The sequence below is a fragment of the Burkholderia theae genome (assembly GCF_048565265.1).
Taxonomy (GTDB): Bacteria; Pseudomonadota; Gammaproteobacteria; order Burkholderiales; family Burkholderiaceae; genus Burkholderia; species Burkholderia theae.
Genome location: NZ_CP183462.1, coordinates 2,532,693 through 2,551,306 on the forward strand (window position 1 = coordinate 2,532,693; position 18,614 = coordinate 2,551,306).

At 66.6% G+C, this 18,614-nt stretch carries 16 protein-coding genes; 7 read left to right on the plus strand and 9 right to left on the minus strand.

All coding sequences use genetic code 11. From position 1 onward, the window contains the following. Positions 1-85: 85 nt before the first annotated feature. Positions 86-862, plus strand: coding sequence for a 5'/3'-nucleotidase SurE (surE, locus tag ACN22W_RS28915; RefSeq protein WP_419688082.1), 777 nt, complete (start codon positions 86-88; stop codon positions 860-862). Positions 863-943: 81 nt separating this feature from the next. Here the strand turns inward: surE and ACN22W_RS28920 are convergent, their stop codons facing one another. Then, positions 944-1,765 carry an SDR family NAD(P)-dependent oxidoreductase gene (locus ACN22W_RS28920; protein WP_419688083.1) on the minus strand — a complete coding sequence of 274 codons (822 nt, stop codon included), beginning with the start codon at positions 1,763-1,765 and terminating at the stop codon, positions 944-946. A gap of 14 nt (positions 1,766-1,779) precedes the next feature. After that, positions 1,780-3,021 carry an MFS transporter gene (locus ACN22W_RS28925; RefSeq protein WP_419688084.1) on the minus strand — a complete coding sequence of 414 codons (1,242 nt, stop codon included), beginning with the start codon at positions 3,019-3,021 and terminating at the stop codon, positions 1,780-1,782. Between the two features lie 118 nt (positions 3,022-3,139). Between ACN22W_RS28925 and ACN22W_RS28930 the strand changes: the two genes are divergently transcribed. Next, positions 3,140-3,814, plus strand: a complete 675-nt coding sequence (locus ACN22W_RS28930; protein WP_193101662.1) for an ArsR/SmtB family transcription factor — start codon at positions 3,140-3,142, stop codon at positions 3,812-3,814. 48 nt (positions 3,815-3,862) lie between these two features. Here ACN22W_RS28930 and ACN22W_RS28935 read toward each other — a convergent pair whose 3' ends face one another. From ACN22W_RS28935 to ACN22W_RS28950, 4 genes are all read right to left on the minus strand, one after another. Beyond that, a complete protein-coding gene (locus tag ACN22W_RS28935; RefSeq protein WP_419688085.1) occupies positions 3,863-6,532 on the minus strand; it encodes a GH92 family glycosyl hydrolase in 2,670 nt (889 codons plus the stop codon). A 103-nt stretch (positions 6,533-6,635) separates the two neighbouring features. Further along, a complete protein-coding gene (locus ACN22W_RS28940) occupies positions 6,636-9,116 on the minus strand; it encodes a GH92 family glycosyl hydrolase (RefSeq protein ID WP_419688086.1) in 2,481 nt (826 codons plus the stop codon). A 324-nt stretch (positions 9,117-9,440) separates the two neighbouring features. Next, positions 9,441-9,908 carry a cupin domain-containing protein gene (locus ACN22W_RS28945; RefSeq protein WP_129516318.1) on the minus strand — a complete coding sequence of 156 codons (468 nt, stop codon included), beginning with the start codon at positions 9,906-9,908 and terminating at the stop codon, positions 9,441-9,443. Between the two features lie 119 nt (positions 9,909-10,027). Then, positions 10,028-11,251 carry a Zn-dependent hydrolase gene (locus ACN22W_RS28950; RefSeq protein ID WP_419688087.1) on the minus strand — a complete coding sequence of 408 codons (1,224 nt, stop codon included), beginning with the start codon at positions 11,249-11,251 and terminating at the stop codon, positions 10,028-10,030. Positions 11,252-11,395: 144 nt separating this feature from the next. Here ACN22W_RS28950 and ACN22W_RS28955 point away from each other — a divergent pair, with 144 nt between their 5' ends. After that, the gene (locus tag ACN22W_RS28955; RefSeq protein WP_419688088.1) at positions 11,396-12,316 is read left to right on the plus strand and encodes a LysR family transcriptional regulator; all 921 of its coding nucleotides are present in this window, start codon (positions 11,396-11,398) and stop codon (positions 12,314-12,316) included. Between the two features lie 36 nt (positions 12,317-12,352). Here the strand turns inward: ACN22W_RS28955 and ACN22W_RS28960 are convergent, their stop codons facing one another. Further along, positions 12,353-13,705, minus strand: coding sequence for a pyridoxal phosphate-dependent decarboxylase family protein (locus tag ACN22W_RS28960; protein ID WP_419688089.1), 1,353 nt, complete (start codon positions 13,703-13,705; stop codon positions 12,353-12,355). A gap of 29 nt (positions 13,706-13,734) precedes the next feature. Further along, a complete protein-coding gene (locus ACN22W_RS28965) occupies positions 13,735-14,034 on the minus strand; it encodes an ArsR/SmtB family transcription factor (RefSeq protein ID WP_129516314.1) in 300 nt (99 codons plus the stop codon). Between the two features lie 129 nt (positions 14,035-14,163). Here ACN22W_RS28965 and ACN22W_RS28970 point away from each other — a divergent pair, with 129 nt between their 5' ends. Then, entirely contained in the window at positions 14,164-15,282 is a 1,119-nt protein-coding gene (locus ACN22W_RS28970; protein ID WP_193101676.1) for a hypothetical protein, read from the plus strand. A 13-nt stretch (positions 15,283-15,295) separates the two neighbouring features. Here ACN22W_RS28970 and ACN22W_RS28975 read toward each other — a convergent pair whose 3' ends face one another. Next, positions 15,296-16,183 carry a LysR family transcriptional regulator gene (locus tag ACN22W_RS28975; RefSeq protein ID WP_419688090.1) on the minus strand — a complete coding sequence of 296 codons (888 nt, stop codon included), beginning with the start codon at positions 16,181-16,183 and terminating at the stop codon, positions 15,296-15,298. 136 nt (positions 16,184-16,319) lie between these two features. On the opposite strand from ACN22W_RS28975, the gene ACN22W_RS28980 reads away from it, so the two are divergent. The 3 genes from ACN22W_RS28980 to ACN22W_RS28990 all read left to right on the plus strand — a co-directional run bounded on the left by ACN22W_RS28980 (position 16,320) and on the right by ACN22W_RS28990 (position 18,508). Beyond that, positions 16,320-17,357, plus strand: coding sequence for an aldo/keto reductase (locus ACN22W_RS28980; RefSeq protein WP_419688091.1), 1,038 nt, complete (start codon positions 16,320-16,322; stop codon positions 17,355-17,357). 146 nt (positions 17,358-17,503) lie between these two features. Then, positions 17,504-17,980: a GNAT family N-acetyltransferase gene (locus ACN22W_RS28985; protein ID WP_343490991.1), complete on the plus strand. Its 477-nt coding sequence runs from the start codon at positions 17,504-17,506 to the stop codon at positions 17,978-17,980. A 264-nt stretch (positions 17,981-18,244) separates the two neighbouring features. Next, entirely contained in the window at positions 18,245-18,508 is a 264-nt protein-coding gene (locus ACN22W_RS28990; RefSeq protein WP_419688092.1) for a helix-turn-helix domain-containing protein, read from the plus strand. The last annotated feature ends 106 nt before the right edge of the window (positions 18,509-18,614 follow it).

An 18,614-nucleotide genomic window follows, 5' to 3' on the forward strand; every position in this document is an offset into this window, starting at 1 on the left:
AGGCTCACGCGGGGATGCTAGCCTTGTGGCTTGCGCCACGCTGCACTTCCCCCTCTCATCGCCCATCTCCGCGAGGATCGTCCCGATGCAAGAAACTCCGCTGTTCGACCGCGTCCTGCTCACCAACGACGACGGATTCGATGCCCCCGGCCTGGAAGTGCTCGAACAGGTCGCCACGCAACTGGCGCGCGAAGTGTGGATCGTGGCGCCGGCGGAAGACCAGAGCGGCACGTCGCATTCGCTGAGCCTGCACGAACCGCTGCGCGTGCATCGCAAGGGCGAACGCCGCTTTGCCGTGCGCGGCACGCCCGGCGATTGCGTCGCGATCGCGGTCAGCCACCTGATGAAGGATGCCAGGCCCGACGTCGTGCTGTCCGGCGTGAATCGCGGCGCGAATCTCGGCACCGAAACTGTGTTTTCCGGCACGGTCGGTGCCGCGATGACGAGCATGCTGGTCGGCGTGCCGGCGATCGCACTGAGCCAGGCGTTCACCGATCGCCACGCAGTGCCGTGGAACACGGCGCTCACGCTCGCGCCGGACGTCATTCGCCGGCTCGCCGCCGCCGGCTGGGACAGCGACGCATGCCTCAACGTGAATTTCCCGGCGCGCCCCGCGCAGGACGTGCGCGGGCTGAAGGCGACGAACCAGGGCACCGGCACGCTGCAGGGGGTCGAGATCGTGACGGGCCGCGACCCGCGCGAGCTCGACTATCACTGGCTGAAGCTCGCTCGCGCACCGCGCGACGACGACGCGGATTCGGAAACGGTCGCGCTGAGCGAAGGCTATATCGCGGTCACGCCGCTCAAGTTCGAGCGCACGCACGACCACGCGCTTGCGCGACTGCGCTCGAACCTCGGCTGAGCGCGCATTCCGCGAAGCGGCCCCGGCAGGTGCGCGCGCTGCTGGCGCGCGGCTGCCCGGCGGCCGGGCTGCATCCCCGCGTCAAGTCAGGTTCAAGCCCCCGTCGAGCATCACGATCTCGCCCGTCACGTAATCGGACGCGACGAGCATCGCAACCGTCTGCGCAATGTCGTCCGGTGTCGCCGCGCGGCGCATCGGCGCGCGCTCGCGCCACAGCTGCTGCGCTTCCGTCCAGTCGGCGGTCAGCGGCGTGTCGACCAGCCCCGGCGCGACCGCATTGACGCGAATCGCCGGCGCGAGCGTGCGCGCCAGCAGCCGCGTCGTGTGATTGAGCGCGGCTTTCGCCGCCGCATACGGAATCGACGCGCCCTTCGGCCGCACGCCCGCATGCGAGCTGACGTTCACGACGCAACCGGCCCGTCCGCGCGACGCCGCTTCGAGCAGCGCGGCCTGCGCTTCGGCGACGAGCCGGAACGGCGCGATCACGTTGATCTCGTGCATCTCGCGCCACACGTCGGGTGTCGCCGCGGCGAGATCGTCGTGCGGAATCACGCGGCTGATCCCCGCATTGTTGACCAGCACGTCGAGCCGGCCGTGCACGGCGAGCGCGTCGCGGATCAGCCGCACGCGCTCGGCATCGTCGGCGAGATCGGCCTGCACGTAGGCGGCGCCGAGTTCGCGCGCCATCGCGTGCCCCGTGTCGGCCGAGTTGCGGGAATGCAGGATCACCGCGTAGCCGTCCGCGGTCAGGCGGCGCGCGATGGCCGCGCCGATGCCCGACGTCGATCCGGTGACGAGCGCGACCGGCCGATGCAGGCGCGACGCGCGCGGCTCGGCCGCGGCTTCGGTTTCAGGTGCCGTTTCGGCAATCGGGGGATGCATCGGCGGGAGCGGCGCGTCCATTTCGGGGAACCCTGTCAGTGGCGTTCCCGCATCATAAGCGCGACGACGCACCCGGACGCGAACGTGACGACGGCCACCACCAGAATCGCATCGGCGAAGCCGAAACGGTCGGCCATCAGGCCGGCCGACAGCGCGCCGATCGCATAACCAAGATCGCGCCAGAACCGGTACACGCTCAGCGAACGTGCGCGCCAGCCGGGCTCGGACGCATCGGACACGGCCGCGATCAGGCTCGGATAGACCATCGCCGTGCCGAGGCCGAGCAACACGCTCGCAACGAGCCACCAGCGAAACTGCCCCGTCAGCGCGGTCAGCGCGAGCCCGGCCGCCTGCACCCACATCCCGGCGACGATCAGCCCCTTGCGCCCCCACCGGTCGCTCAGCGGCCCGGTGACGACCTGGCAGCTTCCCCATACGATCGGATAGACGGCCTTCAGGATGCCGATCCGCTCGATGCCGAGCCCGAGCGTCGTGAAGAACAGCGGGAAGATGCCCCAGCTCATCCCGTCGTTGAGGTTGTTGATCAAACCGGCCTGCGACGCCGCGAACAGGTTGCGGTCGCGAAACGACGTCAGCATGAATACGTCGCGGAACGACAGCGCGGACGCGACGGCCGGCTTGCCGCTTTCGAGCCGCACATGCTCGCGCGTGTCGCGCACGACGAGGATCGACAGCAGCAGGCCCGCGATCGCGTAGAACACGCCGAGATAGATCGGCATCGGGCGCAGCCCGTAACGGCTCGCGAGATAACCGGTCAGGAACGCGGTCAGGCCCACCGCGAAATAACCGGCGAATTCGTTCAGGCCGACCGCTAGACCGCGACTCTTCGGCCCGACGAGATCGACCTTCATGATCACCGTCATCGACCACGCGAACCCCTGGCTCAGCCCGAGCAGCACGTTCGCGGCGATCACCCACTTCCAGTTTGGCGCCGCGATGATCATGAACGGCACGGGCAGGCCGACCAGCCAGCCGACGACGAGCACGCGCTTGCGTCCCCAGGTGTCGGCGAGCTGGCCCGATACGAGGTTCGCGAACGCCTTGACCAGCCCGAAGCTGACGATGAACGACGTGATCAGCGCGGTCGATTCGAGATGAAACTGCTCGGAGCCGATCAACGGCACGACCGTGCGCTCGATGCCCACCATCCCGCCGACGAACGCGTTGACCAGCACGAGCAGCGCAAACTGCCGCCAGTTCTCGCGCAGGCCGAGCACCACGGCGCGCTCGCCGCGCGCCACCGCTACGTTTCCCATCGCGCTAACCTCCCGGATCGGGTGGCAGGAATTGTCTGACGATCATCGGATTGCTCCCATCCCGCGAATGCGGTAACATTCAATCAATTTGATGAATGATTGATCGAGGAGAGGCCACGTGTCAAGCACGGGACCCAAGCAAGCGATCTATGCGAGCCTCGCCGAGGTCGCGCAGGCGATCGGCCACCCGAACCGGCTCGAGTTGCTCGAACACCTCGCGCAGCGCGAGCGTTCGGTCGAGGAACTGACGGCGCTGTCGGGGATGACGTTCGCGAACACGTCGCGGCACCTGCAGATCCTGCGGCGCGCGCGTCTCGTCGATACCGAGCGACGCGGCAAGCACATCGTGTACCGCCTCGCCGGCGACAGCGAGGTCGTCGTGCTGATGAAGGCGCTCGGCCGCGTCGGCGAGCGCAATGTCGCCGAGGTCAACCAGGTGCTGGGCGATTATTTCCATGCGCGCGATGCGCTGGAGCCGGTGTCGCGCGGCGAGCTGACCGCGCGCCTGGCCGACGGGCTCGTCACGCTGCTGGACGTGCGACCGCACGACGAATTCGCGCTCGGGCACCTGCCCGGCGCGGTGAACATTCCGTTGAGCGACCTCGAAGCGCGCCTCGGCGAACTGCCGGCCGACACGGAGATCGTTGCGTATTGCCGCGGCCCGTACTGCGTGTTCGCGTTCGAGGCCGTTGCCGCATTGCGCGCGCGCGGCTTCAAGGCAGCGCGGCTGGAAGACGGGTTTCCGGAGTGGAAGGCGGCCGGCCTCGCGGTCGAGACCGACGCTGCGGAGTAAAAGAAAATACGGCCCGCGTCGAAGCGGGCCGCTTGCTGCTACTTCCCGCTACTTGCTGGTCAACACCAGCGACGGCGCAAGCGCGCTGTTGGGATCCTGCCCGTTCCACGTGCCGACCCATGCGTCGTTCGGCGTCGAGCCCATCACGAAGTCGAGCTTGCCGCCGGCCTTCATCTCGTCGTACGTGATGTAGGGCCGATGCAGCGGCGCGCCGTTCAGGCTGACCGACTGAACGTAGCGATTGACCGCCGACGGTGCGCCGCCGCTGGCCGTATGCGCGGTCACCTTGAAGCGCCGCGTCGCGCCGAACTTCAACGCGCCGCTCGCCCCGCCACCCGATGCAACCGGGATGTCGATCGTCGCTTCCTCGAACAGCGGCGTGCCGAGGTAAAACACGCCGCCCACCGGGTTCAGCGAATAGATGCCGAGCGCGGACAGCACGTACCACGCGGACAACTGGCCGCAATCGTCGTTGCCGGGAATGGCGGCGTTGCGCACGCGCCTCGGATCGTCCAGCGCAGCCTTCAGGCTGTCGCCGCTGAGCAATGCACGGTCGCCCGCCGTCAGCGTCAGCGAGTACATGTCGTCCATCACCGTGCGAACGCGGTCCTGCGTCTTCGACGGCATGCCCGCGACGTCGTACAGGTACGGCAGGTGATTCGCCGGCTCGTTCCCCGCGAAGAACTGGCCGCTGCGGCCGGTCAGGTCCGGAAAGCCCTGGTTATCGAGGAAGGTCAGCGGGTTGGCCGGATCGAACGTGCGGTCGAGTTGAGCGATGAACTGGCTCTTCCCGCCCAGCAGCGCGACGAGGCCGGGCAAGTCGTGGAAGATGTTCCACGTATCGACCCATGAGTTCGATTCGGAGAAGTCGGTTTTCTCGGCGGCCGTCGGATCGAAGCCCGGCACCCAGTTGCCCTGCGCGTCCTTCGGCTGCGCAAACTTCCAGCCGTTGTTCAGCACCGGGTTGAACACGTTCCGGTAGTTCTGGCTCCGTTGCAGGTAAGGCCGGTAGTCGGCCGTGCTCTTGCCCGCGGCCTTGCCGACCGCGGCCGTCGCCCAGTCGTCGAACGAATAGTCCTGCGTCGTCGACACCGATGCGTTGTCGCCGGCGTACACGTAGCCGTTCTGACGATACTGGTCGAAGCCGTGCGCGCTCGCGCTCTGGGTCGTCGTCAACGCGGTCCAGATGTCGTCGATGCCCGCGCTCGTCAGATGCTTCAGATACGCATCCGCGATCATCGGAATCGACGGGTGGCCGGCCATCGTGAAGGTTTCCGTTTGCGCCAGCGGCCAGACCGGCAGCTCGCCCTTGCCGTTCTGCTTGAACTGCGTCAGCAGCGACTTGACCCAGCCGTCGACGCGTTCGGGCTGCACCAGCGTCATCAACGGCGATTCGGCGCGGAAGGTGTCCCACAGCGAGAACGTCGACGAATAGTCGAAGCCCGGATTCGCGTGCTTGCTCGTCGTCGGCGGCGACGTCGTGCCGTCGTTGACCGAATCCGTGCCGACGTAGCTGCCGTCCGCGTTGTTGTAGACGGTCGGCGCGAGCATCGTGCGATACAGCGACGTGTAGAACATCGTCCGCTGATCGGCGCTGCCGCCCTTGATCCGGATCCGGTCGAGCGCGGCGCTCCACACGCGCTCGGCCGCGCCGCGCACCTGGTCGAACGTCTTCGCGCCGACTTCCGATGCGAGATTGGCCTGCGCATCCGCGATGCTCGACGGCGAGATGCCGACCTTCACGGTGACCGCGCCGCCGCCATCGTTACCGTCGGCCGCGAACGTCAGGTACGCCTTGAAACCGTCCGCGCTGAACGCGACGTTCTTCGTATCGAACGGCTTCGAGAAACGCGCGACGAAATACGTCGGCTTGTTGTTCGCCCAGTTGTTCGTGATCTCCCATCCGGCGATCGTCTGTGCGTCGATGACCTGGATCCTGCCGCTCGCGGTCGACCCGCCGATCGGGTTGTCGATACTCACGATCATGCTGCGCTGCTGCCCGGCCGCGCTCGGGAAATACGTGTAGCGATGCACGCCCGCATGCGAAGTTGCCGTCATCTCGGCGAGGATCTTCGCGCCCTGCACGTTCCACGGCGTGTTGCCGCTGCCGACCGGCGACATCCGCACGCGGTAGTAGCCGGGGCTCGCGCTTTCGTCGTCGTGCTTGAACGACGCGTTGTAGGTGATCGATGCATCGGCGGCCACCTTGGCCAGCGTCGCCTTGTCGATCGGCGCCAGCGTCGGCAGGAACCGCACTTCGCCGCCCGAGCCGATGCCGGTGCCCGACAGGTGCGTATGCGTGAAGCCGGTGATGAACGGATCGTCGTACTGGTAGCCCGACGTGCGATCCCAGTTCCACGGCAGCGTATGCGCGCCGCCGGTCGTGTCCGGCCCGAGCTGCACCATCCCGAACGGCACGGTCGCGCCCGGGTACACGTGGCCGTGACCGCGCACGCCGCTGCTCCAGTCCGCATTGATGTCGAGATTCGCGGTGCCGATCATCGGATCGACGCTGCGCAACACCGACCGCTTGCCCGCGCCGCCGTTCTCGCCCTGGTCGTTCTGATCGCCCTGATCGTTCTGGTCCCCCTGCGACGATCCCGATCCGGCGGCGTTCGACATCTGCGCGAGCACGCTCGCATCCGTCGAAGCTTGATCGCCCCCGCAACCCGACAACACGGCAAGGCATCCGATACCCACCACATGACGTAGCTTCATTCGTTCGTCCCTCCCTTTCTTTGCGTCGATCCTGTTGGCAAGAACCGCTCGTTGAACCGCCTCCGTCTGCAACCTGTGCTGAATGCGTTGCGCCGTTCGCGACTTACGGCGCGCTCGCCGCCTGCGGGAACGACGGCATCGCGGATGCATCGGTGCCCCACGTCGCGGCCGCCGCGTCCGCCGTCATCGCGTACGACAGCGTGCCGCCCTTCGCGATCTTCTCGAGCGGCAGCCATGCGGCCGAATGAGGTGCGCCGTTCAGCCGCAGCGACTTCACGTAGAACGATGCGGTATCGGCAGAGCCCGCGCCAGGCGCGGCGATCCGCAGCAGGCGGTAGCTGCCGTCCATCTGCCCGACACGCACGTCGATCTTCTCGAACTGCGGGCTCGACACCGCGACGCCGCTCACGCCCGGCACGACCGGATAGAGGCCCAGCGTGGCCCACACGTACCAGCCCGAGATCGCGCCGAGATCGTCGTTGCCGGGCAGTCCCGCCGCGCCGGTGCCGAACTCGTTCGCGAGCGACGCGTGCAGCACGCGCTGCGTATGCGACGGCGCGCCGGCCCACGCATAGACCCACGGCACGGCCATCGTCACTTCGTTGCCGACGTAGAAATACGGTTGCACGGTGCCGATGTTCAGGTGCGTGAAGAACGTGTCGAGCCGGTTGACGACCGACGCGGCGCCGCCGGCCTGCGCGACCACGCCGCCGAGATCGTGCGGCACGTACCACGTGTACTGCTCCGAGTTGCCTTCCATGAAGCCCGTGCCGTCGGTGACCCACGCGCCCGCCGACGTCTTCGGCTGGATCGCGTTCTTGTCGAACAGGTTCTGCCAGTTGCCGCTCGACTTCAGCAGCGCGCCGGCCGTCGCCGTATCGCCGAGTGCCGTCGCGAAGCGCGACACCGCGAAATCGCGCACCGCGTATTCGAGCGTGTTCGACGCGGTCTGGTTGTCGCCCGAACCCGACGACGGCACGTAGCCGAGCCGGTCGTAATCCGTGCGGCTGCCCATCACCGGCGTGCCCGCGCACGCGGCGCCCGGCGCCGTGCTGCTCTTCATGATCGACAGCGCGCGCTGCGTGTCGAAGTTCGTCGCGCCGAATGCATACGCGTTCGCGGCGATGATCGAGCCCGCATCGCCGGGCATCACGGCCGTCTCCGTATTGAAATACGCCCAGCGCGGGAACGCGCCGCACGCGGTCGCATCGAGCACGAGCGATTGCACGATGTCGCTGGTGCGCACCGGATCGAGCAGCGCCTGCAACTGGATGAACGAGCGGTCGATGTCCCAGCCGGAGAAATTCGCGTACATCGTGCGGCCTCTGTCGACCTGACGCGTCGGCGCGGCCGATGCGCCGTTCGACGCGTAGAAGTCCGGATACTGGCCGTTCACGTCGTTGAACACGTTCGGATGCAGCGATGCGTGATAGAGCGCGGTGTAGAACTTCGTCTTGTCGGCGTCGCTGCCGCCCTTCACCTGGATCGCGTTCAGGCGCGCGTTCCACGCGGCGCTCGCTGCGCTTCGCACCTTGTCGAAATGCCAGCCTGCGCGGCCGTGCGCATCGCTGCCCGGATTTTCCGCGTCGAGGTTCGCTTTCGCGTTCGCTTCGCTGACGAACGAAATGCCGAGCTTCATCATCACGGCCGGGTGCTGCTTGTCGACCGCGAACGTCACGGCGAGCGGGCTGTTGGCGGCCAGCGACGGCTTCGCCGCGAACGGCTGGCTGAACTCCGCGTAGTAGTAGAGCGGCACCGCATGCCCCGCCCAGCAGAAGCCGCTTCCCGCGATCGTGCCGGACAGCGCGCGATCGCCGACCTGCTTCACCGTGTCGGCCGTCGAGCCCTGCGAGCGGTTGTTCTGCACGGTCGGATCGATCGCGATGGTCGCCTGCTGGCCCTGCGCGAGCGCCGGATACGTGAAACGCGCGAAGCCGGTGCGTACCGTCGTCGTCAGTTCGGCCTTGATGCCGTTGCCGAGCGTGACGCCGTAATAGCCGGCCTGCACGGTTTCGTTCGCGTGGTTGAAGCTCGCGGGCGTGCCGGCGTCGCCGGGCGCAAGCTGCGGCATCACGTTCAGGTAACCGCCGTTCGCCCAGCAGCCGGTGCCGCTCAGGTGCAGCACGCTGAACGCATTGATCGCGGTATCGCCGTACCAGTAGCCGCCGGAGAAGCCTGAGCCGTCGCCCTTGCGCGAGTCGTACTGCGCGGTCGGCGTCATCGGGCTCCATTGCATCATCCCGAACGGCACCGTCGGGCCCGGGAACGTGCCGCCGCCCAGGCCCGAGCCGACCGGGTCGGCGGGCTGATCGGTGGCGTAGTCGGTGCCGATCAACGGATTGACGTACTGGACGACGCGGATGTCGGCGTTCTTCTTCGACGCTCCGTTGCCGTTCTCGTTGCCGTTCTCGTTGCCGTTGCTGTTGTCGTCACCGCCGGCGTTGCCGTTTTCGTTGCCCTGCGCTTGCGCAGCGGCCGACAGGTTTGCGGCCGCCGCCGATGGTGAATCGCCATCGCCGCCGCATGAAGTCACGGCAACGCACAGCGCCAGCAGCGCCGTTCCCAACCCCCAGTTCCTCGACATCGCTTGTCTCCGTATCGTTCTTGAATCAAGCCATTGTTTCGAACTACTTAGCTTTAAGTCAGGATTCTTTTCGTGACGTGTCGCCTGCCCGGCCAATCGGTCGAAAATCCCGGGCGCATGTATTTATTTCCGCCTTCGGGTGCCTGGAAAGAATACGCGCCGGCATGTCGAAATACCGGCGCCCAGGAACGAACAATGGGCACAAGCGTGCCCAAATAAACGGGTTTTCTCTACCCCGTGTTTTTACGAATTTTTATTTTGTTTATCTAAACAAAATTCATTTATACCGATTTTTATGCGGTGTTTAGGGTGTCTCGAATCCGATTACGGCTGTTTCGGCAAATCGACGTAATCTTCAAGTTCGCCGGCCACGTACAACCGCTTGCCGACCCTCGGGTATTCGCACACGTCGTGTTCGAGGCGCTGCCCGGCCACGAGCATTTCGAGCGGCACGTCGCCCGTGTTCTGCAGCGTGTGCGCTTCGCCGCCGCGCGGGAAACCGATGAAATCGCCGGGCCCGATGTCGTAAGGGCACTCGCCGATCGTGACCGTGCCCGTGCCGGACAGCACGTACACGCATTCTTCTTCATACAGGTGACGGTGATACTCGGCCGACTCGTGGCCGGGCATCAGCGTGAGCAGATGGACGCCGAACTGCGTCAGGCCGGTCAGGTCGCTGAGCTGCCTTTTGAGCCTGACGGCATTGGGATTCAAAGAATGAACCGCACGCGTCGGTTCCATCTTCGCGATGTCGGCAGCCTTCAGCAGCTCCCGGTGGGGTGTCGTCGACATGGGGATCTCGCAAGCGTGAATGCTTCGGTTGAACGCGGCGCCGGCGCGGCGCGCGTAACGGCTATTGTCCGATATTTTCACGGCTGCAAGCGCGCCACCGGCACCACCATGCCGCGCGGCTAGCGCGCGCAATCGGCCAGCAGGTTCGCCAGCACCGACGCGCCTTGCGCGAGATGCACCGGATCGGCATCTTCCGCCTCGTTGTGGCTCAGTCCGGCCTTGCACGGCACGAACACCATCGCCGTCGGGGCAACGTACGACAGGTTCACCGCGTCGTGCCCCGCGCCGCTGCACATCTCCAGATACGGATAATCGGCAGCGGCCGCTGCCTGCCGAACGCGCGCGACGCACGCTGCATCGAACGCCACCGGCGCGTATTCGGCGATGGTCTGCACCTGCACGCTCGCGCCGCGCAGCGCGGTGCGCTGCAGGCAGATCGCCTCGATGTCGGCGACGAGCCGCTGCAGCGCCGGCTGCGACGGGTGACGCACGTCGACGCTGAACCTGACCTTGCCGGGTATCGTGCTCGGCGAGTTCGGCTGGCACGCGACATGTCCGACAGTCACGCGCGCATCGGCATCGAATTCGTGACCATGCTCGACGATCGCGGCGATCATCGCGGCCGCCGCCCCCATCGCGTCCTTGCGCACGCTCATCGGCGTCGTGCCCGCATGCGACTCGAAACCGGTGACCGTGACGTCGAGTTCGTAGATGCCCTGCACGCCCGTTACGACACCGATCGGCAAACCGGCCTGCTCCAGCACCGGCCCTTGTTCGATATGCGCTTCGAAATAGGCCTTGGGCATCTGGCGCTCGCGCTCGGGGCCGGCGAAACCTGTGCGCGCGAGTTCGTCGCCGAGCAGCACGCCCGTCTGCATGCAGGGCCGGGCCAGTGCATACGCGAGATCCAGCGTGCCGGCATAGACGGCCGAGCCCATCATGCCCGGCGTGAAGCGCGATCCCTCTTCGTTGGTCCATGCAACGACGTCGATCGGATGGCGCGTCGCGATACCGTGCTCGTTCAATGTGCGAATGGCCTCGAGGCCGGCGAGCACGCCATAGACGCCGTCGAAGCGGCCGCCGAGCGGCTGCGTGTCGAGATGGCTGCCGCACATCACGGCCGGCGCGTCGGGCTGCGTACCCGGACGGCGCGCGAACACGTTGCCGATCGGATCGATGCGGATCTCGCAACCGGCTTCCTCGCACCAGCGGATGAAGCGACGCCGGCCCAGCACGTCGTCGTCGCTCAACGCGAGCCGGCAACTGCCGCCGTGCGCGGTCGCGCCTATCGTCGCCATTTCCATCAACGAATCCCACAGCCTTTGCCGGTTAGCGAAAATCATCGTGACCGCTCCTTAAAAACATCGAGCATATACACTCGATCCGACAAGAAAAATCCAAGAGTTTGTTGTGGACGATAAATTTTTCTTGTCACCCGGCATTCCGCCCGGAACCCCGCGTTTTCTTCTCGATCGGACCGCTCACCCATGAAGCTCAAGCAGCTCGATGCCTTTCTCGCGGTCGCCGAGCACCGCACCATCCGGGGCGCGGCGCGCGCGCTCGGCGTCACGCAACCGGCCATCAGCAGCATCGTGCGCGAGCTCGAACTCGAGCTGGGCGTGCCGCTCGTCATGCGCAGCGTCAAGGGCATCGCGCTGACCGATTACGGCAGCGCGCTGGCGATTCGCGCGCGGCTGATCGCCGAGGAGATCCAGCGCACGCGCGACGAAATCGAGCAGTTGCGGCTGGGCACGACGGGATCGGTGTCGATCGCGGTCAGTCCGACCGTCGCGCTGACCATCCTGCCGCGTGCGTTCGACGCGTTCACGCGCGATCTGCCCGGTGCGACCGTGAACGTCGACGATGCGCTGACCGCGACGGATCTCGCGCGGCTGCGCAACGGCACGTTCGATTTCATCGTCACGCATCAGCTGTCGAACGCGATACCGGACACCGACGAATTCGCCAGCATTCCGTTGTTCAGGACGGTGTTCGCGGTCGTGGCAAGAAAACGGCATCGGCTCGCACGCGCCCGCTCGTTGCGCGAGCTCGGCGATGCGCAATGGTGCGTGCCGCGCTACGGGGAGGAAGGAGACGATCTGGTGCGCTCGATCTTCATGCCGCTCGGTATCGACATGCCGAAGCGGGTGATTCACTGCCCGTCGTTTGCCGCGACGCTGGGGCTCGTGTCGCAGACGGACGCGCTCGGCGTGTTCGCCCGGCCGCTCGCCGACGTCGAACACAAGTCGCGCGGGATCATCGCGCTGAATCTCGTCGAGCCGCTGCCGGCATTGACGGTCGCGATCGTGATGCGGCGGCATGCGTTGCCGACGCCGGCCGCGCTGCATTTCATCGAATGCCTGAAGGCTGCGTCCGCAACCATCGCCGATCAGGACGACGGCCGGTGACGGAAACCGGCGACGCGAATGTCGCGCCGCCGCCGCTCAGCGCACGTGTACGCCGCGCAGCTCCGTCAGCAACGCAACGAGACGATCGATGTGCGCGTCTTCCGTGCGCCACGACGACACGCTGATCCGGAACGCCGGCCGCCCCTGCCACACGGTCGCGCCGAACCACACGTCGCCCGAATCCTGCGCGGCCTCGCGGATCGCGACGGTCTCGTCGTCGGTGCCGGCGCGCACCAGCACCTGGTTCAGCACGACGCGGTTCAGCACTTCATAGCCGGCCGCACGCAGGCCGTCGGCGACACGCGAGGCCTGCGCGCAATGCCGCTCGATCATCGTGGCCAGCCCGGCACGGCCGAGCGAGCGCAGCGCAGCCCACACGGGGATGCCACGTGCGCGCCGCGAGAATTCGAGGTTCAGGTTCTTCTGCGAGTCCTGCGCGCCGCTCAGGTAGACGGCATCGCTGTTCATCGCGGTCGCGAGCGCGGCCGCGTCGCGGCAGATCACCATCGCGCCGTCGTACGGCGTGTTGAGCCACTTGTGGCCGTCGGTCGTCCAGCTGTCCGCGCCGTCGATGCCGTCCGTCAGCGCGCGCTTCGACGACGCGCGTGCCCACAGGCCGAACGCGCCGTCCACGTGCACCCAGGCGCCGGCCGCCTTCGCCCGCGGAATCAGCGCCGCGAACGGATCGAATTCGCCGGTGTTCACTTCGCCGGCCTGCACGCAGAGGATCGTCATGTTGTCGAGCGGCGGCAACTGCGCCGGATCGATGCGGCCATGTGCGTCGACCGGCGCGACAACGATGCGCTTCATCCCGAAGCCGAGCACGCGCAGCGCTTTCTTCACCGTGATGTGCGCGAGTTCGGAGATCACGACCTTCACCTCGGGCGCGCCGATCAGGCCGTCCTCGTCGATGTCCCAGCCCTTGCGCGCGAGCATCGCCCGCCGCGCGGCCACCAGCGCGACCAGCGTGCAGGCCGTCGCGCTCGTACCGAAGCCGACCGCGCTGCCTTCGGGCAGCGCGAGCGCGTCGACGACCCAGCGCGCGGCCTGGCGCTCGAGCGTCGCGGCCACCGGCGAATTCGCATAGGACGATGCGCACTGATCCCATGCGAGCATCAGCCGCTCGGCCGCCGCCGCGGCCGGCAGCGTCGCGCCGATCACGAAGCCGTAGTAGTTCGGGCCGTTCGACGCGACGGTCGCGGGCGAGCCGTTCTCGTCGAGCAGGCGCAGCACGTCGTCTGCCGGGCGGCCCACATCGGGCAGCGGCTCGTCGAACGCGGCGAGGCCGGCCAGCGCGGCCGCGTCGGGAAACGCGCGCCGTTCGTTCGTCGCGGCCAGATACGCGTGCGCGCGCCGGTCTGCGTCGGCCAGCAATGCAAATTCGTCCATGTCGGTTGCCTCGGTCAGGGTCAGTCGAATCAGAGTTGCGAGAGATCGCGGCCGAGCTGCTGCAGCGCGGCGTCGATCCGCTTGTAGTACGTGAACTTGCCGACGCGGGTCGCACGCACGAGCCCGGCATCCGCGAGGATGCGCATGTGGCGCGTGGTCGTGGCCGGCGCGATGCCGAGCTTCTCGGTGATGTACGTACAGCACACGCCGAGCTCGTCGAAATCGCCGTGCGGTTGCGGCGGGAAATGCTTGCGCGGCTGCTTGAGCCAGCGCATCACGGCCAGACGGCTTTCGTTGGCCAGTGCGCTGATGCGGGTGACGTCGTCCATGGGGTGCGGTTTCGTTTGACGTTTTGAATATTAGCTAAATGACGAAATGTGGGCAAGCGGGGCGAGCGATGCGTTAGAGTATCCGCCATTCATCGAACAACAAGATCATTCATTCCATCGGGGCCATTCATGATCGATCGAAAACTGCGACAAGCGCGCGTCGTGGCAGCGCTGGCTGTTTCCGTATTGCTGGGCGCATGCGCGACCGCTTCGGATTCCAAGCCGCGCCCTATTGTCGGCCCGGCCTACCCGTTCATGCAGTTCAGCGCGCATCGCGCGCTACTGACCGAACCTGTCGTGAACGGCAACTTCTCCTCAACCCAATGGCGCTTCGTCGACAGCGAACGGCACACATCGACGGATTTCCCATCCGGTGCGCAAATCGAATACACGACGTTCCGCAGTGACGATCCCGATACGATCGTGATTTATGCCGGACAGGATTCATCGAACCGATGCAAAACCGGCGTCGCCAAGGACAAGGCATGCCCGCGCCTGTTCATCTGGCTCTCGACCGATGGCGGGCAGCATTTCCTGCGCCGGGCAATCGACCTGCCCGCGCTCGCTCACTCCATCTATAGCAACGCCGGCAAGCACGGCGGCACGCCGCCGTTTCCGGTGCCGGCGATGGTCGTCGAGCGCGGCATCCTCTATGTCGCGACAGGCGGTGATTCAAAGCCGCTCGTGCACATGAACGAGCGAGGCGACCTGACCATCCTGTCCACAGGCGAGGCCGTCCAGAGCGATGACACCATCGGGCGCGGCTATACCTGGCCCGCCGGCATCGAACTGCTGCGGTACTACGACAGGATCGGACCGCTGAAGCGCGGCCCCGTCTATCTGTTCGCGGTCACCTTGCCGGCCGCGACACAATCGCCGCCATACGAACCCGCGACGGCCGTGACGCCGGACACGGACGCGCCAGTCTGCACCTATCGCCGCATGCGCAAAGCGTCGAGCGCGCTCCCGAACCTGACGGCCGTTGCGCTCATCGGCAACAAGATCGACCGTGCGCCCGCGCTCCCCGACTACGTCGTGCCGACAAAGATGCCCTACCCGTCGGGCGATCTCTACTACGCAAGCATCAGCGAAACCAGCCGCGGTGAGTTGATCGACAAGTGGCGCAATGTCTATCCCGAGTGGACCGCCGCACAGCCGCCCGTGAAACGGTTCGCGCCGCGCGCCCTGCTGAAATCGCGCGCGGCCGAGATTGACTGCGGCCCCGACTACACGTCGCGGTGGGACTAACGCGGGCCTGCGGTCACGCCCCCGCCAGCGCCTGCGCCAACCGCTCGATCAACGCGCGCACGCGCCGCGGCTGCACGGCGCTGCCCGGATAGACGATCTGCAAATCGACGTCGCCCGGCGAGAACGCGCGCAGCACCTCGACGAGCGCACCGGACGCCAGATCCTGTTCGACGTCGACCAGCGACTTCAGCGCGACGCCGTGCCCCGCGACACACCATGCGCGCACGAGTGCGCCGTCGTTGGCGACGCGCCGGCCGCGCACCATCACACGCTTCAGTTCGCCATCGATGCTGAACGGCCATTCGGCATACAGGTCCGGCCCGAAACGCATCACGATGCAGTCGTGCGCGGCGAGATCGTCCGGGTGCCGCGGCGTGCCGTGCGCGGCGAGATACGCGGGCGACGCGCACACCACGCGCCGGGCACGGCCAAGCGAACGGCTGCGCAGCGAACTGTCCGCGAGCGTGCCGCGTCGGATCGCGAAATCGAGCCCCTGCCCGACGAGATCGACGTAACCGTCGCCGAGATGCAGGTCGACCGTGACACCCGGATGCTCGGCCAGGAACGCGTCGACGACGGGCACGACGCGCTCGCGCCCGAGATCGGCCGGCGCGCTCAGGCGCACGGGCCCCGACAGCGTCTGCGCGCCCACGCGCACGCGGCTCTCGAGTTCGTCGGCTTCGGCCAGCAGGCGCCGCGCGCCCGCGACGAGCGTGCGGCCCTCGTCGGTGAGGCTGATCGCGCGCGTCGTGCGCGTGAGCAGCGCGGCGCCGTAATGGCGCTCGAGCGCCGCCAGCCGCTCGGACACCGTGGCCGGCGACAGGCCGGCCTCCCGGCCCGCCGCAGCGAGCCCGCCCTTCTCCACGATGCGCAGGAACAGCGCGAGGTTATCGAGCAACATTGTTCGCCTTATCCGAAGGATATTTTCGAAGTCTGCCCAATTATCTGAAATATCCGCAAGCGATACAGTGTGATTCCGCCGCCGAGCGCCCGTCCGGCACGCGTCGGGCTTCGACCGTCATTCAAGGGAAACGCACATGGAATACCGTACGCTCGGCCGCTCCGGCCTCAAGGTTCCCGCGCTGAGCTTCGGCGCAGGCACGTTCGGCGGCAGCGGCCCGCTGTTCAGCGCATGGGGCAACACCGGCGTCGACGAAGCGCGTCGCCTGGTCGACATCTGCGTCGAAGCCGGCGTCAACCTGTTCGACACGGCCGACGTGTATTCGGACGGTGAATCCGAACGCGTGCTCGGCGCGGCGATCAAGGGGCGGCGCGACCAGGTGCTGATCTCGACGAAGACGGGCTTGCCGACCGGCGACGGCCCGAACGACGCGGGCACGTCGCGCGCGCGGCTCGTGCGCGCCGTCGACGCCGCCTTGCGGCGCCTCGACACCGACTACATCGACCTGCTGCAGTTGCACGCGTTCGATGCGGGCACACCGGTCGAGGAAGTGATGTCGACGCTGGACGATCTCGTGCGCGCAGGCAAGCTGCGCTATATCGGCGTGTCGAACTTCGCGGGATGGCAGATCATGAAGTCGCTCGCGGCGGCCGACCGTCACGGCTGGTCGCGCTACGTCGCGAACCAGGTCTACTACTCGCTCGTCGGCCGCGACTACGAGTGGGACCTGATGCCGCTCGGTGCCGACCAGGGGCTCGGCGCGCTCGTGTGGAGCCCGCTCGGCTGGGGCCGGCTCACCGGCAAGATCCGCCGTAACGCGCCGTTGCCCGAAGGCAGCCGCCTGCATGAAACGGCCAGCTACGGGCCGCCGGTCGACGACGCGCGCCTGTACGACGTGGTCGATGCGCTCGACACGATCGCGGAGGAAACGGGCAAGACCGTGCCGCAGATCGCGCTGAACTGGCTGCTGCAGCGCCCGACCGTGTCGTCGGTGATCGTCGGCGCGCGCAACGAGGAACAGTTGCGCCAGAACCTCGGTGCGGTCGGCTGGGCGCTGACCGATGCGCAGGTCGCGACGCTCGATGCGGCGAGCGCCGTGGAAGCGCCGTATCCGTACTTCCCGTATCGCCGGCAACAGGCGTTCGCACGGCTCAATCCGCCGATGCGCGGGTAAGCGGCGACGCAATCGTCCATCGTGGCACCAGAAACCGCGACCGTCATGGGCCTACCCAGCGCGACCCGAACTTCCTATCGTTGATGCCTGCGTCGTTGCCGGCCGAGCCGGCAACACGTCCAACTCTCTTCGAAAGGTTCGCGCACATGAACGCTACTGACGCCGGCCTGACCGTACGCGCGGTCCGGGAAGACGATTACGACAACTGGCTGCCGCTGTGGGACGGTTATAACCGCTTCTACGGCCGCTTCGACGATACCGCGCTGCCGCTGCAAGTGACGAAGCTCACGTGGTCGCGCTTCTTCGACGGCTACGAACCCGTGCATGCTTTCGTCGCGGAACGTGACGGCAGGCTCGTTGGGCTCGTGCATTTCCTGTATCACCGCAGCACGACGCATGCCGGGCCGACCTGTTATCTGCAGGATCTGTTCACGCTCGACAGCGAGCGCGGCAAAGGCGTCGGCCGCGCGCTGATCGAGGCCGTGTACGACGCCGCGCGCCAGCATCGCGCCGAACGCGTGTACTGGCAGACGCATGAAACGAATCACACGGCGATGCGGCTCTACGACACCGTCGCGGGAAAAACGGGGGGCGTGGTTTACAGGAAGGAGCTGACGCGGTGAGCGCGGTGGGTGGTCGACTGAGCGGCCGCGATCAATCCGCGAAATTCTCTCGAAGCGGATTAATGGGTGTAAATGGGTATCGAAATGGCGACCGGTCTTGCGCCAACATGACTGGCGTCGGCGGGCCCTGGTAGCCCGAGGGATACAAAATCTTCCTTTTCATCGGTTTTTGTATCCCCAAGGCTACAATTCTGACATGGCATTTTGTAGCAGAAGGGCTACAATCAGAACCAATCTGGTAATTTTTGATGCCCTGGGCTACGAATGACAACACTGGCCGATGTTGGAGAGATGCTGAGAGAGGCCCGTCGTACGGCAGGTCTTTCGCAGCAAGAGCTGGCAGAGCGCGCCGGTGTCGCGCGTACGACGGTCGCCCGCATGGAAACGCTTGCGCGAGGCGACATGAGCGCATCCGCGCTCGTCCGCCTCCTCGAGGCAGCCGGCTATGACCTGCGAACGGTCAAGCGCGGACATGTACGCACGTTGGAAGACATCCTTGCTGAACAACGCACGATGGGAAACTCGTGACATGCGCCTTCACGTCTACGAGGTTCAGCCAACACGAACAAGTCCAGCCCCTTACGCTTGTCTCACCCCACCGGCCGCGCCTTGATCCACAGAAACAGCGGCACGC